Below are 25,808 nucleotides of genomic sequence, written 5' to 3'. Positions count from 1 at the left end.
AGTTCGGACGCCACCCCTCGGTGGGGGCGGGATACGTCTGTCGTCGGCCAGCGCACCGCTCACGCACGGTGACGGGTCTCGGAGGCGGGACGCGCCCTGTCTGCGGCAGATCCGCATGGGTCAGAATGGGCCGATGACGATCTCCGCTGACGGCTCCGGTCCGGTCCGGATTGTGACGGCCGTTCTGCGCGACGGCGATCGGGTGTTGCTGTGTCATCGAAGCGCCGGACGGCGTTGGTATCCCGACGTGTGGGACCTGCCGGGCGGTCATGTTGAGGAGGGGGAGGATCCGAAGGAGAGCCTTGTCCGCGAGCTTCGGGAGGAGTTGGGAATCACGGCATCGGGGCCGTCCGGCCCGCCGATGCATGAGATCCGGACCGCGACGTTCGACATGCAGATCTGGTTGGTCGACAGGTGGACCGGAACACCCGTCAACGCCGCGCCGGACGAGCACGACGCTGTGGCGTGGTTCGAGACGTCCGACCTTGACAGCCTGCGTCTCGCCCACGAGTCGTATCTCTCGATGCTCACCGCCGTGCTCGTCACGTGACGTCGCTCCGGAAGCCAGGGTGCGCGCTCACCGGCAGATCCGCGCACTCGCACCCGGCTCGGTTCATGATTGATTGCACGGAGGGTGAACGGGCTCCGGAGCTACCGCCGGCTCCACCGGCGGGCAAGATCCACAAGTGGTGCCGGTTCTCACGAACATCTCGGCACGCGGCGCCGGCAACGTGGCGCCGAAGTCGCGAACATCTGGCGCCCGATCTCGCGAACGAAGCCAGTCGTGGCAGCCGCCTGAGTGGTGCGAGACCACTGACCAGGCGAAACATCAAACTCAGCAACGTGAGGCGTACCGCGCGATGCTTCTCTACATCCACGTCGCTCAACTCATGCACCACCTCCGCGGACGCAACCAGCCCGCTGATCTTGTAGCATGCCGGCTCAGCGGGCCTTGGCATGTCAAAGGAGAGGGCGGGATACCTTGCCTTCGGTGCCTCGAACCGCGTGACCGGAGGAGCCGATGCTGGGATGACAGCAGAGCGACCGATGCCCACACAGGACGACGTGCTCGGGTATTTCAACACACTGTCGAACTGGGGACGGTGGGGCGACGACGACGAGCTCGGCACTCTCAACCACATCACCGACGACGTCCGGCTGGCAGCGGCGCGGGCCGTGCGCCACGGCAGGAGCGTGTCGTGTGCATGGGAGGTTGCCGTACCGCAAGACATGGAGCGGTCGACGACGACGTGCCCGTGCGCCGCCGACATGCCGGGTGCCGAGAACATGCCGGTGCCCGCATTCCACGCCGACCGGCGCTGGGGCTTTTCGAACGAGCGGCTCGGCATCATGTTCCACGGCAACACCATCACCCACGTCGACTCGCCGTGCCACATCTTCTGGGACGGCACGATGTACAACGGGCGGTCGCACTCGCTGGTCGACGCCGCAACGGGATCGGCGTGGGCGTCCGTCACGGCGGCGGCGAACGGGATCAGCACGCGTGGTGTCCTGCTGGACATCGCGAGCGTGCGGGATGTGCCATGGTTGGAACCGGGTCAGGGTGTGTTTCCCGACGATCTCGAAGAGGCCGAGCGTCGCCAGGGTGTGCGGGTGCGACCCGGCGACGCGGTACTCCTGCGGACCGGCTATGGCCGCGCCCGGCACGAGACCGGTGCGGTCAACGGCTTCACGCAGGCCGGCTGGCACGCGTCCTGCCTGCCGTGGCTGCATGAACGGGAGGTCGCGCTGATCGGCGCTGACACCCCCCAGGACGTTCAGCCGTCGGGGTACGAAGACGTGTTGATGCCGGTTCACGCCGTGAGCCTCGTCGCGATGGGTCTGTGGATGCTCGACAACTGCGACCTGGAGGCGTGCGCGACCACGGCCGCCGAGCTCGGCCAGTGGGACTTCCACCTCGCAGTCGCGCCGGTCCGCTTCGCCGGTACGTCCGGCAGCCCGGTCAACCCGATCGCCACATTCTGACCGCGGTTCACGAGGAGGTGCGACGCCATGAAGGATCCGGCCCGCAACTGGAACGCGGTCGTGGTCGGTGAGGACACGCCCACCCTGAGTCAAGCCTGGAAGACCAGGCAAGACCCACTGCATCAGTTCTGGCGCCGGACAGGGTCAGCCCGACGCTGTCTGACCGCATGGCCCCAGGTGGTCGCAGTACGGCTGAAGACGGCTCTGCCCGCAACCACACAGAATGACCCTGGTCTCCGCGCGTGGGCCTGCCGCCGTGTCCACGCTCAACTCGCCGCGCGCGATCAACTGTCCGACGGAGTTGCGCGTGATCTGCGTGGGCCGGTCCGGAATCTCCGCCCCTCCGTCCACGAGTTCGTACTGCAGCGCACCCGAGGGACAGCGCCGCACCACTTCGGCCAGACGCTCGGCCTCGGCGCCGTCCGGCCGGATCCACGGGCGCTCACCCGGGTCGAAGACCTCCGGCAAACCGCGGACGCATTCGGCGCGGCGGTGGACATCGCGCCGGACAGCGGCTTGCCGGTGGTGGAGCAGGCTCGGCCGTACTGCTCCGAGCCCTTGATGTACGCCCGCTTCTCGGCCTTGGTGACCGGGAACAGGACGCCGAGGTTGTCCAGGGCCGATGCCTGGTCCTCGCCCGATGCGAAGCACCGGACGTTCTGGCCGGATCCGATGCCGCGTGGATCCACGCCGACGATGTCGAACCGGTCGAGCAGCTCGTCGCTCATGAAGCTCGGCGCGGCGAGGGCGAGCTTGGTGGCCGGAATGCTGGGGCCGCCCGGGTTGACGAACAGGCTGCCGATCTTGTTCGCCTGGTCTTTGGCTTTGACCCGGAGGACGGCGACCTCGGTGGTGGCGCCACGCGGCTGGTCGTAGTCCAGCGGCAGCCGGACCGTGGCGCACTCGGCGATCTCGACGCATGCCGACCAGGCCGGCACGGGCGTCGGCACCGCGTCGACCTTACGGCTCTCTGCCGCGCTGGTCCGATCCGGCGAGAGCGTAGCGGCCGGCGACGGAGCGGTGGTATCCGCGAAGGCGCCGCCGGCAGTGACGATCGTGCCGGCCAGCGCCGCGATCACCGCGACAAGCCGTCTTCCGGCGTTCATGAGGCGTCCCTTCCGTCGATGAGCGAGCGACAGTGACCCACCTGATTTGCAGATGGTCGACGGCAAGCCGACAGTGTGTTGTAGGAACAGAGTCAAGTTCGCGACATGGAGATGGCCGGCGTTGCGGCTCTCGACTGACCCCGTGGCGGGAACACCGGATCCGCGATCGAACAGCGTGTGCACTGACCAGCGGTGCCGCCGGCACGATGGCCGCAGTCCGTACCCAGTCCGGCCCCTCGGGCCCGGAGGGGCGGTCGGTTCCCGTAGAGGAACGCGGTCGCAAATGGCGCACAAACCCACGCGTCGGCCGCCGACGAGCTCATGAGCACGGATCACTGGGCCGTGCATGGACACCGACGACCTCGTATGACGCTGTCGCGGTCACCTATGCCGATTATGTGCGCGGTGTCTTCGCCGCGGTGAGTACCTTCGCGCGGCCCGGCCACAGGCGGTGAGGAGCTTGCGTACCGATGGGATCCGCTGTGCTATCGTGCCCGCGAGGACCGATAGGAACACACAGTGTCGAGGACTCTCCTGCGGACTTGACTCGACGGTGGGATCACGTCAAATCCCGTGGACCCGCATCGCGATCATCGCGTGGACCTCCAGGCGCCGGCCACGATATGCATCCGTGTCCGATGTGATCCAGGAAGGGACAGACATGGCCTGGAGCACCCGGGAACTCGCCGAGCTCGCCGGCACCACGGTGAACACCATCCGGCACTACCACCGGCTCGGCCTGCTCGAGGAGCCGGAGCGCCGCTACAACGGATACAAGCAGTACGGCGTACCGCATCTTGTCTGCCTGCTGCGCATCCGTCGCCTTGTGGAGCTCGGGGTGCCGCTGTCCGAGATCGGCGTGGCGAAGTCGAACGGGGACGTTCCCCCGGAGGTGCTGCGCCAGGTCGACGCCCAGCTCGCAGCCGAGATGGAGCGCCTGCGCCAGGCCCGCTCCGACATCGCCGTCATTCTGCGCGACGGCGCGCCGGCGGACACCCCGGCGGGCTTCGAGTCCGCCGCTGGGCATCTGTCCGCGGCCGACACCTCCCTCATCCACGTCTACACCCGGCTGTACGACGACGAGGCTCTGAAAGACCTGCAGCGCATAGCGGAAACCGACACCGATCCCGTCAACGCGGAGCTGGACGCTCTTCCTCCGGACTCGGACGAGGCCACCCGGCAGAGCCTCGCCGAGAGGCTTGCACCGCTCATCGCCCAGAACCTCATCGACTATCCGTGGCTGACCAACCCTGAAGGGCGCCTGTCCAAGAGCGAGCACGCCACTCAGCAGACGGTGATCGACGCCGTAGCCGCGCTCCGCAATACCGCACAGATCGACGTGCTCACCCGGGCCAGCATCCTCGCGCACCAGCAACTGGGCCTCGCGCAGGCGGCCGAGGACGACACGAATCCCGCTTGACTCCTCCGGTCGGGAGACTCACGACCAAGGACAGTAATGCCCAGCAACTGCTGTAGTTCACGCCCGCGCACGGTGCTGTGGCCCGTCGAGCAGGTCGCGTTGGTCGGCGTCCACAGCCCAGAGGGCCTTGCCGTCGCGACCCAGCCCTCGTCTCCTCTGGACAAGCCATGATCCATGTTGGCCGCGTTGTCCGCGCCATACTCGGCGGTCAGCACGGCCAGGTCCACCGGAGGCAGCAAGGAGGCCATCTCGGTCGCGACATCTGCTGGCGTGTGGCCCCGGACCGCCGAAGCCATCTGTCCCACGAGCTCGCGCATCGCCGGTTCGCCGTGTCCGGCCATTCCGAACTGTGCGACGTTCTGTGCGCCCATGCCGTCGACGTAGTCGAGGCCTTCGGCGTCGAACGGCGCGAACGAGGCGACGAGCAGCACGTCCTCAATGCTCCCCAGGGGCCACCGCCGCGCTGGCCGGCGCATGCGGCCCGCCGGCCGACCACCCGACAACCAGGTAGCGCGTGACGCCAAGGTGGGTGAGCAGGAAGGCACAGCCGGCGGCCGTGCCGGTGACCGTCCGGCCGGTGGCGTGGCTTGATGCGCCGTATCCCGCCCTCGAGTACGTGATCATGTGCCGGCGACGTACAGGCGTACTGCTTGGGCACGGTGTGCATCGCCCGTGGGCCACGTCTCGGCGCACCGGGCACGGGCGGCGACGTCGAGCCGGCTGTCTCACCCCGGCCAGGAGGCCCGCCGACACCTGCCAGGGGCGGTCGCAAAGCGTCTCGGGCCACCCCACGGGCTGTGTCGGCGGTTGTTCAGACCGGAACGACGAGATGGAGCGCGAGCCAGGCCGAGACGGTCGCCATGGTCGTCCAGAGAACGATCGCTACAGCCTGCCAGAGCAACACCCACGCTCGCGGCGTCCCGCCGGCGACGAGCATCGCGGACATGAACTGGGTCGGGATGGCGAGAGGGCCGAGGAGGCTCGCGCCAGGAACCCCGAAACGGACAAGCCACTTCTTGAAGCGCTTGCGGCCCTTGGACTCGGGCTTGGCGGGCGTACCCTCCTGGTGAGCGGCGTCCGCCGCGGATCCGGGAACGCCCGCGGCTTCCCCGTCCGCCACGGTATGGGTCGTGAGGTGGTTCACGACGGCGGTGCGAGTCCTTGAGGTGAGGAATACCACGAGGAGAACGCAGATATAGTTCCCCGCGGCTGCGGCGATGCCCGTCACGATGGGATTGAGGCCCCCCACCACACCGATCAACGACGCCACCTCGCCCTCGATGAACGGGATCGCGCCGGCGAGCATCACGACGACAGGTTGGATGAGCTCGGGGACCTGTCCCACGAGATCTTGGAAGCTGCTGACGAGTTGCTCAAGTGGATTCATGAAGGGATTCCTTGTGGGTGCAGACCGTTATGTCGAGCCATCTCGACTCTGTTCCCAGTGGAAACCGCGTTCCCGGGACAGGGTCAAGCCACCCGGAGCACGCGACCTTTCCTTCGCGCGACAGGGGTGGCGGAACGCACCTGAGGTGTATTCGGCCGGGGCGACAACGACCTGTGTGCGAGTGCTTGAACTGTTCCGAACCGGCGTCGGTGACGTTTTGAACTGAACCTGGATGACGCGATGACCTCGACGACTCAGGCGACCGCTCTCCGCCGATCGGTGTCCTGCTTGTTGAGGAATGTGTTCAGTGCGGTGTTCACCTCGTCGGCGTGGGTCCAGAGCAGACCGTGTGGGGCGCCTTCGATCTCGACATAGTCGGCCTCGGGGAACGCCGCGTGGAAGCGACGCCCGGTGACGTCGATGGGGAGGATATTGTCCTTGGTGCCGTGCAGGATCAGCGCCGGCTTGCCGCTGGCGCGCACCGCCTCGATATCACTGCGGAAGTCCTCGATCCAGGACGGGACGACCGCGTACGCGGCGACCGGGGCGCTGCCGATCGCGACGTTCCAGCCGGCGGTGACGGCCTCCTGGCTGATCCGGGAGCCGAGGTTCTCGTCCAGGTTGTAGAAGTCCGAGTAGAACCGCGTGAACCAGGCGTACCGGTCGCCCTTCGCGGCCGCGGAGATGCCGTCGAACACCTCCTGTGGAACCCCCTCGGGGTTGTCGTCGCGGGCGACGAGGAACGGTTCGAGCGAGGCGAGGAACGCGAGCTTCGCCACGCGCTCATGCCCGTGGCGTGCCACGTACCGGGCCAGTTCCCCCGTGCCCATCGAGAAGCCGACCAGCACCACATCGCGCAGGTCCAGGGTCTCCAGGACCATGTTCAAGTCTGCGGCGAAGGTGTCGTAGTCATAACCGGAGCCGACCTTCGACGACTGCCCGAATCCACGACGGTCGTAAGTGATGACCCGGTACCCGGACCCGAGGAGTTCGCGCGTCTGACGCTCCCAGCTGTGCCCGTTCAGCGGGTAGCCGTGGATGAGGACGACCGGTTGACCCGCCCCTTGGTCCTCGTAATACAGCTCGACCGGCGTGCTGTTCTCGTTTCCAACGGTGATGTATCCCATGATCTTCCTTTTCGGATGCTGACCAGCCCAACGCTGGCCACTTGCTGGCGGCTATGGAGGCATCGCCTACCACCACATTGCCGACAACTACTTCGCGCTGTTCTCCAGGTTCGTGCCGTGCGGGGTGGGGGAGGCGGTCTACATCATCGAGGGGGGTCACGGGGCGTCGTCACCGGTGTCTGCACCGTCGTCGTCGGCCTCGTGGAGCAGGTGCGCTCGACGGAGCACGTCGACCTGCGCGGGGTTGTAGAGCGCCCTGAGGGCGTGACCGGCGGCGCGCCGCGCCGCCTCGGCCTGGCCTGGCGTGGTGGCCCGCGGCTCCAGCGTCACGCCGTGTGCGGTGGCGCCCGGGACGATGAAGGGCGCGAGCTGCTCGGCGAGGGCCTGCCGGGTGGCATCGTCGGCGTCTTCGGGCAGGTCGCGGAACGCCTCGTCGAGGTCGTCGTTCGGGTGTGCTTCGAGCGTCCGGCGCAGCACCTCCATCGACTCGTCCGAGAAAAGCTGGGCGTAGATCGTCAGCAGGGCGCGGTCGTTGTCGCGCAGGTCCTGGACGAGGCCGCTGAAGCTGGTCGGCACCTCCGGTGACGCACCCGGCTGCGCCAGGATGGCCAGCTCTCGCCGGATGCTCTCCAGCCGCCGGACCGTCGCCCCGAGCTCGGCGTCGACGGTCCGGAAGACGGAGGCCTGCCCTTCGCCGCTCGTGCCCATCTCGGCCACCTGCGCGAGCGGCACGCCGAGCCCGGTCAGGCGCTTGATCTGCAGGAGCCGCGTCAGGTGGTGCACCTCGTAGCGCTTGTAGCCGTTGGGCTCGCGATCGGGCTCGTCGAGCAGCCCGACCTGGTGGTAGTAGCGCACCGTCTTCACCGTGATGCCCGCCAGGTCCGCGATCTCGCGTGTGCTCCAGGTCATGGGTCCTCACCTCGTCGTCCGGTGCCGGTTCTAGGTCGTGATCCGTGTACGTCGCTCGCGTACCCAGACGAGGACGACCATGGCGATGTTGACGGCGGCGAGGATCAGGAGGGCCGCGTCACCGGTGTCGGTGGACCGGTCGATGGTGTATCCCTCGCCGTCTGCCATCAGCGTGTTGACGCTCGAGAACAGGACGTTGTTGGCGATGTGGAACGCGGCCGGCGCCTCGATGCCGCGGCTGATGATCGCCATCAGTCCCGTGGCCACGCCGATGAAGGTGTAGTAGCCGAACAGCCAGGGGTCGCTGGAGCCGTGAACGACCGCGAAGGCCAGGCTGGAGACCACCAGACCGACGGCGAGGGCCGGGCGAACCGCGCGCACCCAGGACGCGGCGGCGGGCAGCACGGCGCTGCGGAACATCAGCTCCTCGCCGACGGACTGGAGCGGGGTGCTCAGCACGGTGACCACCAGCATGAGGATCGTCGTCCCGGAGACACCGAACGCGACCCAGCCCGGGGACTCGGGGGCAACCAGCGCCACCACGCCGATGCCGGCGCCCACCAGCAGGGCCGCGCCGAGCAGGTACTGCGCCAGGCGTCGACCGTCGAACGCCCGTGGCGAGCTGATCAGGCTGCGCCACGGCACCTTCGCCAGCCGTGCCAGCAGCAGGATCGCCACCACGCCCGAGATGCCAATGCTCAGGTTGACGGCCAGGAGCTTCAGCGGGGTGAAGGTGGCGGACATCGGGTCGTCGCTGCCCTCGATGACGCCCACGACCTGGTACAGCAGGATCTGCAGGAGCACCATCACGACCGGCGGCACGACGAGGACGACCAGCGGCCTCCACCAGCTCATGCGGACGTGGGCACCGAACGGCCGGGAGCCGTCGACACCCGGCTCGCGACGTCCGGATGCCGGGTCGTCGGCCTGGTGCGGTGAGCTCGGGCGCGCTGCCGTGTTCGGGGTCTGGCCGGGTCCTGGCACGGACATCGGGTGGTCCTCCTGGGTCGAGATGGTTGTTGCACGCACCAGCGAACACCGTGTCCTGGGGGCACACTCAAGCGGTGTACCGCTCGAATATTGAGTTACATGGCCTGAGCTGCGGTTACGCGGCGTGGTGGTATTCGTTGATCGTGCCTGCAACGACGGATGGCTCGTAGGTCGTTGAGGTCGGTCACGTGCCGGGTAGGCTGCGCTTCGATGTCCGGGGAGCGTTGGTTCCGGGACTGATGCGGCTGGTGCCCGTTGTAGTGGATCAGATACTCATGGAGCACGCGGGTCAGGTGGCGTTCGTCGAGGATCAGGATCCGGTCCAGGAGTTCACGGCGCGGAGTGCCGATAACGCGCTCGCAGATGGCGTTCATCCTCGGTGTCCGCGGCAATGTGGTGATGATCCGCAGCCCTTCGCCTTCGAAGGCCTCCGGGAAGGCGGAGGTGAAGAGCGGGTCCCGATCGTGGATCACGAACCGCAGCCGGGCGATGCGGTCACCGATATCCATCACCAGATTGCGAGCCTGCTGCACCGTCCATGCCCCGCTCGGGTGCGCGGTCGCACCGGCCAGGTGCAGTCGCCGGGTATGGGGCCCGCGTGATGCCAGCCCTGATACCAGCCGGGCCTGGTGATGCTGGGCCCTCGGCGTGAAATACATCCGACCTCCGTCCCGCGCGCATGTGGTTCACCACCATCCAGAGCCGCCAGATCTTGACCTACATCCGATGTTTCCTCTACGTTACCGGGCATATCGAAGTTGCGAAAGGTTTCGCAACTCACTCCCTTCGCTTGAGGTATGGAGTGCCGTATGCCCTCCCCCCGCTGTTCGCTCGCCACCCTCGCACTGACCGCCGGTCTCATCGCCTCGACGTCAGCCTGCGGAGGTTCCTCATCGGCCGCCGACGACGATCTGCTCGAGGTCTGGAACCGGGCCTCGCCCGCGTCCGCCGAGGTGACCAAGAAGGTGCTGGCCGCGTTCACCGCCAAGACCGGCATCAAGACCAAGTACGTGCCGGTCCTCGACAACTGGGACGGCAAAGTGCAGGAGGCCGTCGCCGCGCGCAACCTGCCCGACATCATCATCAACGACTCAGGCATGCTCGGGACGAACGTCAGCCAAGGGCTGATCGGCCCGGTGGACCGCAACCAGATCGCGGGCCAGGGCGAGCTGCACGAACGCGCGTGGGAGCAGGCCAAGGGGTACGACGGCAAGTACTACGCGGTGCCGTACACCGTGCAGACCGTCGCCACGCTCGTCAGGAAGGACTGGCGGGAGAAGGTCGGCGCCGAGGTCCCGAAGACGTGGGAGGACCTGGTCGCCCTGGCCAGGGCGTTCCAGGAGAAGGACCCGGACGGCAACGGCAAGGCCGACACGTACGGGATGGTCGTCCCGGCCTCCACCGAGCGCGGGTACGCGTCCTGGTGGGCCTCCACCTACATCTGGCAGGGCGGCGGGGAGTTCCTGACCGAGTCGGGCGGCAAGTTCACGCCTGCCATCGACCAGCCGAAGTCCGTCGAAGCCGTCAAGTGGCTGCAGAACCTCTTCTGCAAGGACAAGCTCGTCATCCCCGGCGCGCTCACCCTGGTCACCAAGGACGCCCACCCGTTCTTCGAGACCGGCAAGGCCGGCATCTACCTGACCGGCCCGTACCTGTTCGGCCGGTTCGACAAGAGCCTGGGCAAGGACAAGTACGAGGTGATTCCCTCGCCGGCCGGCCCGGCAGGGGCGGCCTCGATGGCCGAGGGCGAGAACGTCTACCTGATGGCCGGCTCCAAGCTCCAGGACCAGCAGAAGAAGCTGGCCGAGTACCTCATCACGCCTGAGGCGCAGAAGATCGGCATGGCGGGCAACTCCGACGGCGCGATCGTCAAGCTGCCCGTGAACAAGAGCGTGGACGTGTTCACCGAACGCCAGGACGACCGTTGGACGGCCATCAAGGAGATCTACGAGAAGGACGGCAAGTACTTCCCGAACGTGCCGAACTGGCAGCCGTTCCGGCAGAAGTCGGCCGAGACGCTCAACAAGGTCTTCGCCGACTGCGGCACCGACGTGCAGGCGGCGCTGACCGAGCTGGCCGGGGCCTTCAAGACCGAGCTGACCGCGCAGAAGGTCGGCTGATGACGCTCACCACGGAGCGCGCCGCCGTCGCCCCGGCGAGCCGGACCGAAACAGCGCGCAGGCGGAACGCGGCCCTGGTGCCGTGGCTCTTCCTGGCGCCCGCGCTGATCCTCTTCCTCTACTTCAAGTACATCCCGATGGCCCAGGGCATGTGGCTGAGCTTCTTCAAGGTGCAGCCGTTCCTCGGCAACGAGTGGCTGGGGCTGGAGAACTATCGCCGGGTCTTCGCCGAGGAGGCCTTCCGCGACGCCACCGCGCACACCCTGGTGTACGCGGTGGGCCAGACCGGCGGCTCGATCCTCCTCGGGTTCGTGCTCGCGCTGCTGCTGGAGGGCAAGGCCAGGACGTTGTGGTTCGTCCGTACGGCGGCCTTCCTGCCGGTGGTCACGGCGACCGCGGTGGTGGCGGAAGTGTGGCGGTTGCTGTACTTCCCCGGCGAGGAGGGCATGCTCAACACCCTGCTCGGCTGGTTCGGCAGCGACACCCAGAAGTTCCTGGACGACCCGAACGGCGCTCTGGGCTGGGTGATCCTGGTCGGGATCTGGAAGGGCGCGCCGTACGACATGATGATCATCCTGGCCGGGCTGGCCGGGATCGACCGGCAGCTCTACCAGGCGGCCGCGATCGACGGCGCGGGCCTGTTGCAGCGGATCAGGTACGTCACGATCCCCGCGCTCCGGCCGGTCGTGACGATCCTCATCATCCTGGCCTGCGTCCGCAGCCTGCGCGTGTTCACCGAGATCTACGTGCTCACCGGCGGCGGTCCGGCGGGCGCCACCGACGTGATCATGACGCGGATCTTCGCCACCGGCTTCCGCACGGGCGACATGGGCTTCGCCACCGCCGCCTCGGTGGTGCTGTTCGTGGCGACGCTGCTGCTCACGGCCGCGGTCACGCTCTACCGCAGGCGGAAGGAGCTCAATGTCTGAGACCACGCTCGCCCAGGTGAGGGAGCTCGATGTTTGACACCACGCTCGGCTGGGCCTGGGGGCGCAAGCACCCCCTGGCGTCCGCGGCCCGGATCCTCATCTACGTCGTCGTGCTCGTCGTCTTCTGCGGGCCGCTGCTGGCGATCTTCACGGGGGCGTTCGACCGGAGCAACGACCCCAGCCGGATGTCGTTGTTCCCGTCGAACCCGACGCTGGTGAACTTCGAGGTGGCGGCTGATCAGGGTCTGTGGCGGTTCTTCATGAACTCGCTGTTCATCACCGGTGGCGGGCTGCTGCTGCAGGTGACGGTGAGCGTTTTCGCCGGGTACGCGCTGGCTCGCAAGCGGTTTCGCGGGCAGGCGTTCGTGCTGGTGGCCATCCTGGCCACGATGATGATCTCCGATGAGGTCATCGCGATCCCGCTGTCGCTGGTGCTGAACGATCTGCCGCTGCTGGGCGTCTCGCTCAGGGGGTCGCTGCTGGGGATGATCGTGCCGCTGGGCGCGTGGGGGTTCTCGATCTTCGTGATCAGCGAGTTCATGAAGGAGATCCCGGCCGAACTGGAGGAGGCCGCCCGCGTTGACGGCGCCGGTGAGTTGCGTATCTTCCTGCAGGTCATCCTGCCGTTGTGCCGTCCGGCGCTCGGCGTGATCACGATCTTCGGCTTCAACATGGTCTGGGACCAGTACCTGCTGCCGCTGATCGTGGCCGAGACCCCGGACAACTACCCGATCGGGGTGGGGCTGTCGATGTTGCGCACCAATCCGGAGATCGGGCCCGGCCCGCTGCTCGCCGGGGCGCTCGTCGCCATGTTGCCCAGCTTGATCGTCTATCTGGCCTTCCAACGTACGTTCCTGTCCGGCCTGGTGGCCGGGGCTGTGAAGGGATAGCTCATGACTCACGATCTCAGCCGCCGCACCCTGCTGGCGGCAGGCGGCGCACTCGCGCTCACCGGCATGGCCGGGGCGCCGTCCGCCCACGCCGAGGCCGGCTCCTGGCGCTCGACGCTCGTGTACCGCAGGCACGGCAGGCTCGTCTACGCCGAGGACGCCGAGCGCAACCGCGTCCCCGACTTCAGCCACGCCGGTTACCGCAACGGTGAGCGGCCGCTCCCGCGCCTGCGCGTGGTCAAGACGATCGGGCCGATCGAGGGCGACAACACCGCCCACATCCAGGCCGCGCTGGACGAGATCGCGGCGCTGCCCGAGCACCGGCGCGGGGCGCTGCTGCTCCTGCCGGGCCGCTACCCGGTGTCCGGGACGATCTACGTGCGCTCCAGCAGGACCGTGTTGCGTGGTTCGGGAGACGGCGAGGATCCGGCGGAGAACTCGGTCATCATGGCCACCGCCGCGGGAGCGGCGAACCGCACCGTGATCGTCGCGGGTGGCGAGGGGCCGGTGAACTGGTCGGCCTGGCGGGGCGAGGTGCCGGGCACCCGTACCGATATCGTCTCCGACTTCGTCCAGGTGGGCGCGCGCTCGTTCGAGGTCGCCGACGCCCGCGGGCTGCGGCCCGGCGACAACGTCATCATCTTCCATCCCTGCTCGGAGGGGTGGCTGAAGGCCATCGACTACGGCGGGCACGACACCGGCCGGCCGTGGAACGTGGATGAGGAGCCCATCCTCTACAACCGCTACATCACCGACATCCGGGGCAATCAGGTGACCGTCGACGCGCCGGTCTACAACCACCTGGACCGGTCGTTGTCCCAGTCGTACCTCTACAAGACCGACCGGGCCGGCGTGGTCACCCAGGTGGGCGTCGAGCGGCTGCGGGTGGACGTCGAGTTCACCGGCGACCCGTTCGTGGACAAGTCGGCGGTGCAGAACGCCATCCGCGTCTTCCGCGCCGAGGACGCCTGGATCCGCGACTGCACGGCACTGCGGTTCTGGCAGGTCGGGATGGAGGCGTGGGAGGCGACCCGGGTCACGGTCGACAACTGCCGCGCGCTGGAGCCGACCGGCGCGACCTCCGCGGGCGGGAACCGCTACAACTTCTGTGCCCACCCGTTCGCCCAGCTCGTGCTCTTCAAGGACTGCCACGCCACGAAGGCCAGGCACGCGTTCATCTGCAACGGCGCCGCCTCGAACTCGGGGATCGTCTTCCTGCGCGGGACCTCCGAGGAGACCTACAACACCAGCGAGGGTCATCGGCGCTGGAACACGGGCCTGCTCTTCGACGGCCACCGCGAGGTCAACCCGCATCGCACGCTGACGCTCGGCCTGTACAACCGGGGCTGGTGGGGTACGTCGCACGGCTGGTCGGCGGCCCATTCCGTGGCCTGGGGATGCGACATGTCCGGCACCCAGATCGTCGTGCAGAAGCCGCCCACCGCACAGAACTACGTCGTCGGCGCGAGGAACGCCGTGGTGAACGCCAGCGGTCCGTTCACGCAGCCGATCGGCCACGTCGAGGGCGTCGGCGAGGCCGACCTGCAGATCCCGTCGCTGTACGCGGCCCAACTCCACGAAAGAGGTTTCCGCCATGTCTAGGACCGACACCTTCAGGGAGCGGCGTTTCGGGTTGTTCGTCCATTGGGGGTTGTACGCGCTGGCCGCCCGGCACGAGTGGGTCAAGCAGCGCGAGCGGCTCTCCGACGAGCATTACCAGCGCTATTTCGAGCACTTCGACCCCGACCTGTACGACCCGGAGGCCTGGGCGGAGGCGGCCGACCGGGCCGGGATGCGGTACACGGTGCTGACCGCCAAGCACCATGACGGGTTCTGCCTGTGGGACTCGGAGCTGACCGACTACTGCGTCAGCGGCACGCCGTACGGCAAGGATCTGATCGGGCCGTTCGTGGAGGCGTTCCGGAGGAGGGGGCTGGGCGTCGGGTTCTACTACTCGCTACTGGACTGGCATCACCCGGACTTCCCCATCGACGGGCTGCACCCCGCGTACGTCGAGGGCGGGAACCTCCCCGAACGCGATGTCACGAAATATGCCGACTACCTGCACGGCCAGGTCGAGGAACTGCTGACCCGCTACGGCCCCATCGACACGCTGTGGTTCGACTTCTCCTACAGTAACCGGATCAGGCAGGGCAAGCCGGTGTACGGCGGCAAGGGCAAGGCCGAGTGGCGCTCGGAGGAGCTCGTCGAGAAGATCCGCGGCCTCCAGCCGGACATCCTGCTCAACGACCGGCTGGAACTGCCGGGCGACTTCACCACACCCGAGGCATACCAGCCGACCGGCCCCATCGGGGCGGTCTGGGAGGCGTGCCAGACCCTCAACGGGAGCTGGGGCTACTACCGGGACAACCACACCTGGAAGTCACCGGACATGCTGATCAAGATGCTGGTCGACTCGGTGTCCAAGGACGGCAACCTGCTGCTCAACGTGGGACCGAACGGCCGTGGCGAGTTCGAGCCGCGGGCGCTGGAGACGCTGCGCGAGATCGGCGACTGGATGCGGTCGCACAGCCGGTCGATCTACGGGGCGGGAGTCAGCGAGTTCGAGGCGCCCGCGGACTGCCGTTACACGCAGCGCGGCGACCGGCTGTACGTGCACATTTTCTCGTGGCCGTTCCGGCACCTGCACCTGCCGGGGCTGGCGGGCAAGGTCCGGTACGCGCAACTGCTGCACGACGGGTCCGAGATCCGCACCTGGGCGCCGGACCCGGCGTACGACAACGGGCACGTGCACTCGATCGCGATCCCCGAGGACACGCTGACCCTGGAACTGCCCGTGGAGCCGCCGGACGTCGCCGTCCCCGTGATCGAGCTGTTCCTCTGAGGTTCCCGGCCAGCCTCGATGTGGATGTTCTTGACGTAGACGTCGTTCCTGCTCGCCATGCCGGCGCGGCCGTAGGGCCCGCGCTTGAAGGAGTAGGTGGCATCGCCGTGGTCCTGGCGGAGCCGCCGAAGACCTGCATCACCGCTCCCGACGGGTTGCGAAAGATTGCGAAACAAGATCTGGCGGCAACGTTCGCCAAACGTCGGAGATCGTCAAGGGTCCGGCGGGCAGGCACATTTCTGATCGGGAAGGCGTTCCAGTGGAGGGCTTGAAGTGGACGACGTGACTGTCCCCCGCCGCAGGACCATGGCGGACATCGCCGCCCAGGCGGGGGTCTCACCTTCGACGGTGTCGAAAGTTCTTCACGGCAGGTCCGATGTCTCCCCCAAGACCCGCGGCCGGATCCAGCGGCTGCTCGGCCAGCACGGCTACACGCTGCCCGGCCACGGCGAGCACCCCGGCGGCCTGACCGAGTTCGTCATCAACGAGCTGGACAACCCCTGGGCCGTCGAGCTGATCCGCGGCGCCGAGGAGGCCGCGCAGGCCGAGGGCATGGGCCTGGTCGTGTCGGCCGTGCACCGGCGGAGCAAACTGGCCCGGCACTGGCTCGACGCGCTCGGCAACCGGGGCTCGCTCGGCGCGATCCTGGTCGTCTCCGAGCTCTCCGCCGAGCAGGAACGCGAGCTGGAACGCATGGGCATCCCGTTCGTCGTGGTGCAGCCGTCGGAGGACGAGAGCCCGGACACCCCCGCGGTCGGCTCGACGAGCTGGCAGGGCGGCTTGTCGGCCACGCGGCACCTGATCGAGCTGGGTCACCGGCGGATCGCGATGATCACCGGCCCGGCGGGGCGGCTGACCTCGCGGGTGCGGCTGGACGGCTACCGCGCGGCACTCGATCAGGCCGGGATCGAGCCCGCCCCCGAGCTGATCCGGCACGGCGACTACTCCCACGAGCCCGCCTACCGGCTGTCCCTGGAGCTGCTGAGGCTGCCCGACCGGCCGACGGCCGTGTTCGCGGGCAACGACCTTCAGGCGCTGGGCACGTACCGGGCGGCGAAGGAGTGCGGCCTGAGGGTGCCTGAGGACGTCAGCGTGGTGGGCTTCGACGACCTGCCGTTCGCCCAGTGGATCGCCCCGCCGCTGACCACCGTTCGGCAGCCGCTGGCGAACATGGCCGGCATGGCCGTCAGGCTGCTCGTCCAGCTCATCAACGGCGAGCAGCCGGAGACGCTGCGGGTCGAGCTGGCGACCCGGCTGATCGTCCGCGAGAGCACCGCCCGGATGCCGGGCTCGTAGAGGCAGCCCCGCGGGTCAGGCGCAGCCCCGCTCCCGGGCGCATAGAGGCGACCTCGGGTCCCGGGCTCAAAGGGGCGGCCCGGCCTCCAGGCGCGCCATGTCCCGGTTCTTCGCCGGGGGGCGTGGCCGCGCGTCGCGCTACGCTTGCGCGCCGTCGTGGTGACCCAGGCGCAGGGAGAGCGTGGCGGCGCCGGCGCGGACGAGGTCGGTCCACTGCTCTCGGCGCCGGTCGGTCCAGCGGAGGGTGGGCACCGAGACGCTCATCGCGGCCACCATGCGGCCGCTGTGGTCAAGCACGCCGACGGCGACGCAGGCGACCGCCTCGTTGGACTCGCAGTTGTCATAGGCCACGCCTGTGCGGCGGATCTCCGCCAGTTGCGCGCGTAGCCCGGCGTGCGTGGTGATGCTGTTCGCGGTCATCGGCCGGAGGGGCCGGTCGTGCGGGTAACGCGACTCGAGTGCCTCCGGGGTCAGGGCGGAGAGCAGCATCTTGCCGACCGCGGTGCAGTGCGCCGGGAGCCGGCGGCCGACCGCGGAGACCATCCGTACCGGATGAGTGCTGTCCACCTTGGCGATGTACACCACCTCGGCTCCGTCCAGTACTGCCACGTGCACACCCTCGTCGCAGGCGGCGGCCACCTCGGAGGCCGCGTGCCGGGCCTGCCTGGCCAGGTCCAGGCGGTCGGCGAAATGCCCGCCGAGCTCGAAGAGCTTCATGCCCAGCTGGTACCGGATCGGGGCGCTCGGCTCGGCTACCAGGTAGCCGCGATCGACCAACGTGTTCACCAGCTCGTGCACGGTGGTCCGGGGTAGTCCGAGCCGGGCGGTGATGTCGGAGGCGGCCAGTGCGCCTTCGGCGAGGAACAGCTCGAGAATGTCGAGCGCCCGGTTGACCGCCGGCACTGTTCGGGCCATCGCTGCCTCCTGCCGGCCGGCCGGAGCCGACGTCCGCCGGCATTGACGACTGCGAGCAGAGATGGCTAGCCTCCGCATGCCGATATGTCGAACCTTGTTCGAGATTTCGAACAATAGGGATACGGGAGCACCATGTCAATCACCCATGAGTTGCTCGTTCGCCTCGGGCTGCCTGCCGACGAGGGGTCCGCGCCGCCGTCTCCTGGCCGATTTCCCGACGGGGCCCACTACCGCGTGGAGATTCCCAGCGTGGAGGGCCCGGCCAGCCTCGACGCCGTCCTGCGAGAGGCGCGACGACTGGACGTACCGGTCACCCGGGTCTCCCAGGGAAGCGGGGTGGGTCTGCTCACCGACGGCGAGATCACCGAAATGGTGGGTATGGCCGGCGACGCCGGCGTGGAGCTGTCCCTGTTCGCCCGGCCGTGCGCCGGCTGGGACACCTCCGCCATGAGCCGCGCCCCTGCCGGCGGAGGCCTGGCCCCGGCGGTGCGCGGACAGGACCAGCTGGTCGCCGTGGTGGACGAGATCCGCAGGGCGGCCGAACTGGGGGTGCGCAGCGTCCTGATCGCCGACCTGGGCGTGCTCTCCGTGTTCGGCCGGCTGCGCGACAGCGGGGAGCTGCCCGCGGACATGCAGGCCAAGATATCGGTGATGCTCCCGATCGCGAACCCGGCCACCGCCAAGGTGATCGCCGGCCTCGGCGCGGACACTCTCAACCTGCCGACCGACCTCACCCTCGCGCAGATCGGGGCCATCCGCAGCGCGGTCGCCCAGCCGCTGGACATCTACGTCGAGTCACCGGACAACCTGGGCGGTTTCGTCCGCCACTACGAGCTGCCCCGGCTGGTGGAGCTGGCGGCACCGGTGTACGCGAAGTTCGGGCTGCGCAACGCCCCGGACATCTACCCGTCCGGCAGCCACTTGGAGGCGACCTCGGTGGCGCTGTCGATCGAGCGGGTCCGCAGGGCCAGGCTGGGACTGGATCTGCTGGCGCGGGCCGGTTCGACGGCCGTCTGCTCCCGAGCCGGCGCTGCCGGACTCGCCCTGCCCGTCACAGGTTGAGGAATCGGGCCGGCGCGGGTGCACCGCCGGCGGTGGGGGAGTAGCCGTAGGGGAAGAGCAGCCCGTCCTGCATCTCGTTGCCCCATGCCGCAGCGGGTGGCTGGGGCGCTGGGTGCATGCGATGCGCCTCATCTCGCGCGGTTCCGGTACGCCGTAGGGGCCAGCCCATGGATGCCCGTGAACCTACGGGAGAAATACAGAGCGTCGTCATATCCGGACTCGCGGGCGATGGCATTGATCGTGAGTCCGGAATGGTCGAGCAGCTCCCGCGCGCGCGCCATGCGGAGCTGGGTCTGGTACTTCAGCGGGGAGATCCCGAGCTGTTCCCGGAAGAGAGCACTGAGCTGGGACGTGCTCAGGCCGACCATCGCGGCCAGGGACTCCACGGAGGTGCGCTGAGGCGTGGTCGCACGCAGGTGCTCGACGGCGCGTTCGACCGGGCTGAGCGAGGTTCCGAGGGGACGGCGGCCGGTGGCGACCACCTGGGCGAGCGCGTTCCACGCTGCTCCGGCGGCGCGAACGAGGCCTCCCGTTGTCCCGGTGTCGAGGCCGTCGATCACTTGGGAGATGAGACTGGCGACGGGTGCGGGATCCCGAAGGTGCGTGACGATCCCACCGGCCGCTGCCCGCGCCGCGTCGACGAGTTCCGCGGCGTCGGCGCCCACGGCGTGGAACCACCACAGGGTCCAGGGATCGGGGTCCGAGGCTCCGTACTCATGGGCCATTCCTGCGGGCAGGAGGACCGCGTCGCCGCGCCGAACGGCGAAACGTCCATCGCCGGTCTCGCACCACCCTGAACCGTCGGTGCAGACCAAAAGGATGTGCTGTCCGGCGCCGTCGGGCCGGGAGCTTCCATGCCGTGCGGCGCGGAGAAAGCAACCGCAATCCGTGACCAGGAGCCGGTTGGTCACGGGTCGGCCGAGCGCCTTGCGCACGATCGGCCGGGGGACAACCAGCATCCGTCCGCCGGCGAACCCTTCAGGCAGCGGGCTGTCCTCCCTTCTGATCATCGTTTCATCCATATGAGGCAGTGAAACGCCTATCGGCCCGCCCGGTCAACCGGCCATACGCTCATTCACGTGCCTCATGGGCGGCCGGCGACGGTGCTCCCACGCGCCCCCCGGTCCGTGCAAACTCTTGAAGGAGAACGATGGACAATCACGAGGTCCGCACGTTGCGTGTCTCCCCGCAGTCCCCGCCCCGCCGGGGACACCTGCCGTTGGGTGACGCGCCGAGAACGGCGGACCGGATCGAGGTCACGAGCCGGTGGCTCGAACGCGGCGGCAAGCCGTGGTTCCCGGTGACCGGGGAGATCCACTACTCCCGCATCCCGCGCGAGCGATGGAACGAGATTCTCGGACACGCACGCGCCGGCGGCCTGGACTCCGTGGCGACGTACGTACTCTGGCAGGCCCACGAGCCGGAGCCCGGCCGGTTCCGGTGGGACGGCAACCTCGACCTGCGCGCGTTCATCGAGCTCGCCGCACGCCACGGCCTGGACGTCGTCGTCCGGATGGGCCCGTGGGCACACGGCGAGGCGCGCGGCGGCGGGTTCCCGGACTGGCTCGTCGAGCGCGGGCTCAAGACCCGCACCAACGACCCCGCCTACCTCGAACTGGCGCGCGCGCTCTACGCCCAGACGATCGGCCGGCTCGCCGGCCTCACCCATGCCGAGGGCGGACCCGTGGTCGGTGTCCAGATCGACAATGAGCTGTACGACCAGCCGCAGCATCTCGCCATGCTCCGGCGCATCGCCGAGGACCTGGGACTGCGGGTGCCCCTGTGGACGGCGACGGGCTGGGGCGGCGCTCTGGTGCCCGAGACGCTGCTCCCGCTCTACAGCGCCTACTCCGATGGATTCTGGGAGGACTCGCACACGGAGTGGCCTCCGTTCGCGGCCCACCACTTCCGCTACAGCGAGGTCCGCGACGACCTGTCGGTGGGCGCGGACCTGCGCGAGGCGCTCGACGGCATCGTGCTCGACCCCGGCGCGGTCCCGCTCAAGGACGACGACGCAACCCCCTACGCCACCTGCGAAATCGGAGGAGGCATGCACGTCGCCTACCACCGGCGCCCGCTGGTCACGGCCCAGGACGTGGCCGCGCTCGCGCTGGCCAAGATCGGGAGCGGGTCGACCTGGCAGGGCTACTACATGTACGCCGGCGGCACCCAGCGGGTCGGGCCGCACGGCACCGAGCAGGAGTCCCACGCCACCGGATACCCCAACGACGTGCCGAGCCTGAGCTACGACTTCTACGCCCCGATCGGGGAGCACGGCCAGATCCGCCCGCACCACCACCTGCTGCGCCGCCAGCACCTCTGGCTGGCCGAAGAAGGCGCCCGGCTCGCGACGATGGGCGTCACCGTCGGCGGTGGCAGCGACGACCCGGGCGAGCTGCGATGGGCCGTCCGTTCGGACGGGCACAGCGGCTACCTCTTCCTGACCACGTACCAGCCGCCCAAGCGGCCGCTCGACGCGCAGAAGGACGTTCAGGTCACGGTGTCGTTCGAGGACGCCGACCTTACCGTCCCGACCAGGCCGCTCGACGTTCCCGCCGGGGTGTCCCTGGTGTGGCCGCTTCGTTACCCGCTCACACCTGGGCTCATGCTGCGAAGTGCCACCGCGCGACTCCTCACCCGCATCACCGATGAGCACGGCGATCTCGTCGTCTTGTGCGCGACCGACGGGGTCCCCGTGGAGCTCGTACTCGACGGCGAGGTGGAAGCCGGCGGGACGGCGGCCCGTACACGGTCCGCCGGCGACACGACAGTGGTGGACATCGCCGATCCCGGAACGGAGTGCATCGTCGACCTGCCCGGCGTGCGGGTCCTCGTCCTCGACGAGGCGAGCGCGAACCGCCTGTACCGGCTGCGGGTCGCGGGCCGCGAGCGGCTCGTCCTGTCCGACGTGCCGGTGTACGCCCTGGACGGCGCGCTCGTGCTCCAACCGGACACCGATCGGTGCACCGTGTCGCTCCTGCCGGCTCCCGCCGGGCTGACCGCCGACGGCGGCGAGATCGACGGACCCCATGAGGGGCGGCCGTGGCGAACCTGGTCCGTGAGCGTTCCCGGCGCGGGGACCCGGACGATCGCCGCCGACCTGCGCCCGCACGCCCCCGCGCCCCCCGATCCGGTGCGTGGCGGGCCGATGGACCGGCTCAGCGCGCCCACCGACTACTCCGGTGCAGCACGCGTGCACCTGGACGTGCCGCTTGATGTGCTCGACGGCATCGACCGCGCGCTGTTGCGCGTGACCTGGACCGGCGATGTCGGCCGCGCGTACGTGGGCGACCGGCTCATCGGCGACCACTTCTGGCACGGGCGTACTTGGGACATTGACCTCACACCGTGGCGTGACGAGGTCGCCGAGCACGGAGTGCGGCTCGAACTGCTGCCTTGGCGCCGCGACACCGGCGTGTGGATCGACCCGGCCGTGCGGCAGGTCCCGGACGGCATCGTCGTCGCCTCCGTGGATGTGGTGCGGGTGGGCCGGGTGGTCCTCACGACGACGGAACTGTCGCAGTCACGGAACTGAGTTCATGGGTCTGGTTCATGGGGTCTACGACGCGAAGGCCGAAGGCCGGGTGTCTCGTGAACGAGGGCGAGGGGGCGGGCCGGGCCTGGTCACGCCCTTGCCTCGCGGCCTGGCTCTGAGCCGATCGCGGGTTGAGGACCGTGGGTGTCCGGCGCCGGCGGGGCCGGGGTGCGGACGGCCAGAGACGCTCCGAGCAGGACCAGGACTGTGCCGGCGACCATGCGGAACGTGACGGGTTCACCTTGGACGAGCACCCCGGCCGCGACCGCGACGAGCGGTGCCACGTACGTGATGAACGAGGCCCTGACCGGCCCGGCCGCCGAGATGAGGGCGAAGAAGGCGGTGAAGCCGCCGGCGGTGCACACCACCCCGAGGACCAGGACGGCGATCAGCACCTGGGTCGTGAGCTGGGGCGCGGGATCGGTCACGGCTGCGAGCGCCAGCAGCGGCGGCGTGGCCAGGAGCAGCATCGCGGTGGTGACCACGATGCCGGGCACGCCGGCGAACCAGCGGCGCACCAGGAGTGCGCCGAGGCCGTAGCAGGCGGCGGCCGCGATGATGAGCGGCATGCCGGGCCCCCCGCCGCCGACGCCGAACAACGTGATCACGCCCAGGAAGCCGGCCGCCACACCTGCCCACGCGCCGCTGGTGATCCGGTCGGATCCCTTCCACACCAGCCCGATGAGCAGTACGAACAGCGGTTCGGTGGCGATCAGCACTCCGGTGAGGCCGGACGACACGCTCAGTTCGCCGACGGCGATGAGCGTGAAGGGCGCCACGACCTCCACGAGCGCGAGGACGGCGAGGCGCGGCAGGTGGGCGCGCAGCGTTCGCGGCAGCCCGCGGCGCAGGGTCAAGGGCAGCAGGACGAGGGCGCCGAGCAGCACGCGGACGGCGACGACGGACACCGCGCCGAGGCCTTCCAGCGCCAGGCTGATGAACAGGTACGGCACGCCCCACAGCACGGACACCGCGCCGAACAGAGCCCAGCCACGGCGGCTCATGGCCGCATCCCGGAGACAGACAGGTAGGACATAAGGGCCACAGTAGGAATGACGCGACCAGCGACGGGATACAGAATATGCAGATATGTCGCTCTAAAACTTGTCGATTGTCAAGCCTGAGGACGTGATCACGATATGGCCGATCTCGATGCCGTCGACTGGCAACTGCTGGGCCTGCTGCAGGACGACGCCCGCCTGGGTTACCGCGAGCTCGGCCGCCGGATCGGCCTGAGCCCGCCGGCGGTCGCCACCCGCGTGCGCCGCTTGGAACGTCTCGGCGTCATCACCGGATACAGCGCCCGCGTCGATCCCTCCAGGGTCGGGCTGCCGGTCCAGGCCTTCCTCATCCTGTCGACCGCCGGCCGCCGCCAGTCCCTGACTGCCGCGCAGATCGCGCGCGACTCGCCGAACGTCCTGGAGGATCACCGGATCACCGGCACCGACGACCACCTCATGCGGGTCGTCGTCCCCGACATCGCCGCGCTGGAACCGCTGATCGACGCGCTCAACGAGCTCGGCAAGCCGGCCACCTCGTTCGTGCTCTCCTCCCCGAAGCCCTGGGCACCCGTCCCTCCCACGGGCCAGGCAACGTAGCCTCGCAGACCCAGGCTCCGCACGGCATGGGTCGGATACCGGCCGCGGTCGGCTCCTCAGCCGAGGCATTGCTCGTGCGGTAGATAACCGTTGAGCCCCACGATGACCGTGGTGAGAGATCCTGTGGCTTGTCATTCGCCGCAGATCGTACGCATCCAGTGGCTCACAATCTGTCGGCCAGCCGCCGGGCCGCGACCTGGACGATGTCCCACGCGGTGGCGAACGGCGGCGCGTAGGACAAGTCGGACCAGGCCAGGTCGTCAACGGTCGCGCCGTGCCACAACGCCGTGGCGACGGTGTCGATACGTTTGCCCGCGCCACGCCCGCCAACGATCTGCGCCCCCATCAGCCGATGATCCGACGGCGCTGCCAGCAACTTCACCGCGACCGGGTCGGCCTCGCTCATATAGCCGCTGGCCGTGCTGCCTTCGGTGACCAGGGACGTCACCTCGATGCCGGCGGCGGCTGCCTCACGCTCGTTCAGACCGGTGCGGGCGATCTCCAGGTAGGTCGTGCCCACGGCGAATCGGGTGATCGCGGTGCCCAGCACGCCGCCGAACCGCAGCGCGCCTGGTGTGACGAGGTTCGTGCCGACGATCCGGCCCTGTTTGTTGGCATGGGTGCCGAGCGGCATGTAGGTCCAGGTGCCGGTGAGCCGATGCCGGATCTCGCAGCAATCACCGGCGGCCCAGATCCCGTCGGCCAGGCTCCCGTCCGGCTCGGGTCGCAAACCGCCGCTTGGGCCGCTCGGCAACTTGTCGAGGTCAAGGTAACCGGTGTTCGGTGTGATCCCCAGTGCCAGCACGACCAGGTCCGCCGGACAGTGCTCGCCTTCGGCTGTGTACGCGCCACGCACCCGTCCGTCCGCCACGTCCAGCCGCACGACCGGTGAGCCGACCACGACCCGGACTCCCGCCTCGTGCATCCCCTTCTCGATCCGGGCGGACAGGTCCGGGTCCAGGGAACTCATCACCCGAGCGCGGGTGATCACGGTGACCTCGTGGCCACGCCTCCTGGCGGCCTCGGCCATCTCGACGCCGATGTAGCCGCCACCGGCGACAACCACCCGACCGCCGCCCTTGGGCAGTCCCGCGAGCAGGTCCAACCAGACAGCGCCGTCGGTGAGCGTTTTGACCGGCGCGACGCCGGCATACCGTTGCCCGGTACCGGGGTCGATGGCCCAGTCCGGCACCACGGCCGACGCACCGGTCGCGATCACCAGCTCGTCGTAGCCCAGCACCTGCTCACCATCGGCATCCTGGTAGGTGACGGTGCGGGCCTGCCGGTCGATCCCGGTCGCGGTGGCGCCGAGCCGCAGGTCGATCCCGGCTGCCCGGTGCTCCTCGGCGGTGCGGGCCACCAGGGAGTTGCCGCTGGACACGTCTCCGGCGACCCAGTAGGGGATGCCACAGGCGGAGTACGACGTATCGCCGGTCGCCTCCAGCGCGGTCACAGCCAGCTTGGTTCCGGCGAGCTTGGTCCCGGCCGCCCGGATCGCCTGGTGCGCCGCACTCATCCCTGCTGCATCGGCTCCGATGACCAGCAGACGGGTGGCGCTCACCGGGTCACGTCAATCGAGGCCATGGCTCGGAGCCTACCCAGCTCTGGACGGAGACGTAGCTCCCGCGAGAAGCGGTGAGCTGACCTGCGGCGATGCAGATCACGCCCTACAGGGGTTCTGGAGGGTAGGCGG

23 protein-coding genes and 1 pseudogene are annotated in these 25,808 nt (G+C 68.9%); 13 read left to right on the top strand and 11 right to left on the bottom strand.

Annotated features, from left to right (window positions below):
- Positions 1–133: 133 nt before the first annotated feature.
- Complete coding sequence (locus tag ACIBQ1_RS37535; protein ID WP_397284333.1) at positions 134–550, top strand: NUDIX domain-containing protein; 417 nt, start codon at positions 134–136, stop codon at positions 548–550.
- 497 nt (positions 551–1,047) lie between these two features.
- On the top strand, positions 1,048–1,986 hold the full coding sequence (locus ACIBQ1_RS37530) for a cyclase family protein (RefSeq protein WP_397284331.1): 939 nt from the start codon (positions 1,048–1,050) through the stop codon (positions 1,984–1,986).
- A 144-nt stretch (positions 1,987–2,130) separates the two neighbouring features.
- Here the strand turns inward: ACIBQ1_RS37530 and ACIBQ1_RS37525 are convergent, their stop codons facing one another.
- Positions 2,131–2,907 (bottom strand): (4Fe-4S)-binding protein, encoded by a 777-nt coding sequence (locus ACIBQ1_RS37525; RefSeq protein WP_397284328.1) that lies wholly within the window; start codon positions 2,905–2,907, stop codon positions 2,131–2,133.
- An 816-nt stretch (positions 2,908–3,723) separates the two neighbouring features.
- On the opposite strand from ACIBQ1_RS37525, the gene ACIBQ1_RS37520 reads away from it, so the two are divergent.
- Entirely contained in the window at positions 3,724–4,512 is a 789-nt protein-coding gene (locus ACIBQ1_RS37520) for a MerR family transcriptional regulator (protein ID WP_397284326.1), read from the top strand.
- Between the two features lie 811 nt (positions 4,513–5,323).
- On the opposite strand, the gene ACIBQ1_RS37515 is transcribed toward ACIBQ1_RS37520, so the two are convergent.
- A complete protein-coding gene (locus ACIBQ1_RS37515; RefSeq protein WP_397284324.1) occupies positions 5,324–5,899 on the bottom strand; it encodes a hypothetical protein in 576 nt (191 codons plus the stop codon).
- Positions 5,900–6,153: 254 nt separating this feature from the next.
- Positions 6,154–7,026, bottom strand: coding sequence for an alpha/beta fold hydrolase (locus tag ACIBQ1_RS37510; RefSeq protein WP_397284323.1), 873 nt, complete (start codon positions 7,024–7,026; stop codon positions 6,154–6,156).
- A gap of 46 nt (positions 7,027–7,072) precedes the next feature.
- On the opposite strand from ACIBQ1_RS37510, the pseudogene ACIBQ1_RS37505 reads away from it, so the two are divergent.
- Positions 7,073–7,180: pseudogene (locus tag ACIBQ1_RS37505) on the top strand (Tn3 family transposase); the annotation flags it as partial.
- 2 nt (positions 7,181–7,182) lie between these two features.
- Here the strand turns inward: ACIBQ1_RS37505 and ACIBQ1_RS37500 are convergent.
- The 3 genes from ACIBQ1_RS37500 to ACIBQ1_RS37490 are packed head-to-tail and all read right to left on the bottom strand — an operon-like array spanning position 7,183 to position 9,584.
- Positions 7,183–7,935 (bottom strand): MerR family transcriptional regulator, encoded by a 753-nt coding sequence (locus ACIBQ1_RS37500; RefSeq protein ID WP_397284320.1) that lies wholly within the window; start codon positions 7,933–7,935, stop codon positions 7,183–7,185.
- 30 nt (positions 7,936–7,965) lie between these two features.
- Entirely contained in the window at positions 7,966–8,964 is a 999-nt protein-coding gene (locus ACIBQ1_RS37495) for a lysostaphin resistance A-like protein (RefSeq protein ID WP_397284318.1), read from the bottom strand.
- A gap of 56 nt (positions 8,965–9,020) precedes the next feature.
- Complete coding sequence (locus tag ACIBQ1_RS37490) at positions 9,021–9,584, bottom strand: integrase core domain-containing protein (RefSeq protein WP_397284315.1); 564 nt, start codon at positions 9,582–9,584, stop codon at positions 9,021–9,023.
- A 150-nt stretch (positions 9,585–9,734) separates the two neighbouring features.
- Between ACIBQ1_RS37490 and ACIBQ1_RS37485 the strand changes: the two genes are divergently transcribed.
- The 6 genes from ACIBQ1_RS37485 (at position 9,735) to ACIBQ1_RS37460 (ending at position 17,005) form a co-directional block, all read left to right on the top strand.
- Entirely contained in the window at positions 9,735–11,045 is a 1,311-nt protein-coding gene (locus tag ACIBQ1_RS37485; RefSeq protein ID WP_397284313.1) for an extracellular solute-binding protein, read from the top strand.
- Entirely contained in the window at positions 11,045–11,974 is a 930-nt protein-coding gene (locus tag ACIBQ1_RS37480) for a carbohydrate ABC transporter permease (RefSeq protein ID WP_397284309.1), read from the top strand. Before ACIBQ1_RS37485 ends, ACIBQ1_RS37480 begins: the two co-directional genes overlap by 1 nt.
- A gap of 29 nt (positions 11,975–12,003) precedes the next feature.
- Positions 12,004–12,864: a carbohydrate ABC transporter permease gene (locus tag ACIBQ1_RS37475; RefSeq protein WP_397284307.1), complete on the top strand. Its 861-nt coding sequence runs from the start codon at positions 12,004–12,006 to the stop codon at positions 12,862–12,864.
- Between the two features lie 3 nt (positions 12,865–12,867).
- Positions 12,868–14,466 (top strand): hypothetical protein, encoded by a 1,599-nt coding sequence (locus tag ACIBQ1_RS37470; RefSeq protein WP_397284305.1) that lies wholly within the window; start codon positions 12,868–12,870, stop codon positions 14,464–14,466.
- Positions 14,459–15,709, top strand: a complete 1,251-nt coding sequence (locus tag ACIBQ1_RS37465; protein ID WP_397284302.1) for an alpha-L-fucosidase — start codon at positions 14,459–14,461, stop codon at positions 15,707–15,709. Before ACIBQ1_RS37470 ends, ACIBQ1_RS37465 begins: the two co-directional genes overlap by 8 nt.
- Positions 15,710–16,015: 306 nt before the next feature.
- Positions 16,016–17,005 carry a LacI family DNA-binding transcriptional regulator gene (locus ACIBQ1_RS37460; RefSeq protein WP_397284634.1) on the top strand — a complete coding sequence of 330 codons (990 nt, stop codon included), beginning with the start codon at positions 16,016–16,018 and terminating at the stop codon, positions 17,003–17,005.
- 138 nt (positions 17,006–17,143) lie between these two features.
- On the opposite strand, the gene ACIBQ1_RS37455 is transcribed toward ACIBQ1_RS37460, so the two are convergent.
- A complete protein-coding gene (locus ACIBQ1_RS37455) occupies positions 17,144–17,920 on the bottom strand; it encodes an IclR family transcriptional regulator (protein ID WP_397284299.1) in 777 nt (258 codons plus the stop codon).
- 132 nt (positions 17,921–18,052) lie between these two features.
- On the opposite strand from ACIBQ1_RS37455, the gene ACIBQ1_RS37450 reads away from it, so the two are divergent.
- The gene (locus tag ACIBQ1_RS37450) at positions 18,053–18,982 is read left to right on the top strand and encodes a U32 family peptidase (RefSeq protein ID WP_397284296.1); all 930 of its coding nucleotides are present in this window, start codon (positions 18,053–18,055) and stop codon (positions 18,980–18,982) included.
- On the opposite strand, the gene ACIBQ1_RS37445 is transcribed toward ACIBQ1_RS37450, so the two are convergent.
- Together ACIBQ1_RS37445 and ACIBQ1_RS37440 are read right to left on the bottom strand one after the other, a co-directional pair.
- Entirely contained in the window at positions 18,972–19,100 is a 129-nt protein-coding gene (locus tag ACIBQ1_RS37445) for a hypothetical protein (protein ID WP_397284294.1), read from the bottom strand. The two genes, ACIBQ1_RS37450 and ACIBQ1_RS37445, sit on opposite strands and share 11 nt — an antisense overlap.
- Before the next feature lie 10 nt (positions 19,101–19,110).
- Positions 19,111–19,992 carry a helix-turn-helix domain-containing protein gene (locus ACIBQ1_RS37440; protein ID WP_397284292.1) on the bottom strand — a complete coding sequence of 294 codons (882 nt, stop codon included), beginning with the start codon at positions 19,990–19,992 and terminating at the stop codon, positions 19,111–19,113.
- 140 nt (positions 19,993–20,132) lie between these two features.
- Between ACIBQ1_RS37440 and ACIBQ1_RS37435 the strand changes: the two genes are divergently transcribed.
- Positions 20,133–22,517, top strand: a complete 2,385-nt coding sequence (locus ACIBQ1_RS37435) for a beta-galactosidase (protein ID WP_397284290.1) — start codon at positions 20,133–20,135, stop codon at positions 22,515–22,517.
- Between the two features lie 89 nt (positions 22,518–22,606).
- On the opposite strand, the gene ACIBQ1_RS37430 is transcribed toward ACIBQ1_RS37435, so the two are convergent.
- The gene (locus ACIBQ1_RS37430; protein WP_397284288.1) at positions 22,607–23,521 is read right to left on the bottom strand and encodes a DMT family transporter; all 915 of its coding nucleotides are present in this window, start codon (positions 23,519–23,521) and stop codon (positions 22,607–22,609) included.
- 135 nt (positions 23,522–23,656) lie between these two features.
- On the opposite strand from ACIBQ1_RS37430, the gene ACIBQ1_RS37425 reads away from it, so the two are divergent.
- Positions 23,657–24,115 (top strand): Lrp/AsnC family transcriptional regulator, encoded by a 459-nt coding sequence (locus tag ACIBQ1_RS37425; protein WP_397284285.1) that lies wholly within the window; start codon positions 23,657–23,659, stop codon positions 24,113–24,115.
- Between the two features lie 163 nt (positions 24,116–24,278).
- On the opposite strand, the gene ACIBQ1_RS37420 is transcribed toward ACIBQ1_RS37425, so the two are convergent.
- A complete protein-coding gene (locus ACIBQ1_RS37420) occupies positions 24,279–25,676 on the bottom strand; it encodes an FAD-dependent oxidoreductase (RefSeq protein WP_397284283.1) in 1,398 nt (465 codons plus the stop codon).
- Positions 25,677–25,808: the final 132 nt, after the last annotated feature.

It is taken from the genome of Nonomuraea sp. NPDC050153, assembly GCF_044460125.1.
Classification (GTDB): Bacteria; Actinomycetota; Actinomycetes; order Streptosporangiales; family Streptosporangiaceae; genus Nonomuraea.
This window is presented reverse-complemented; position numbering and strand designations above follow the sequence as displayed.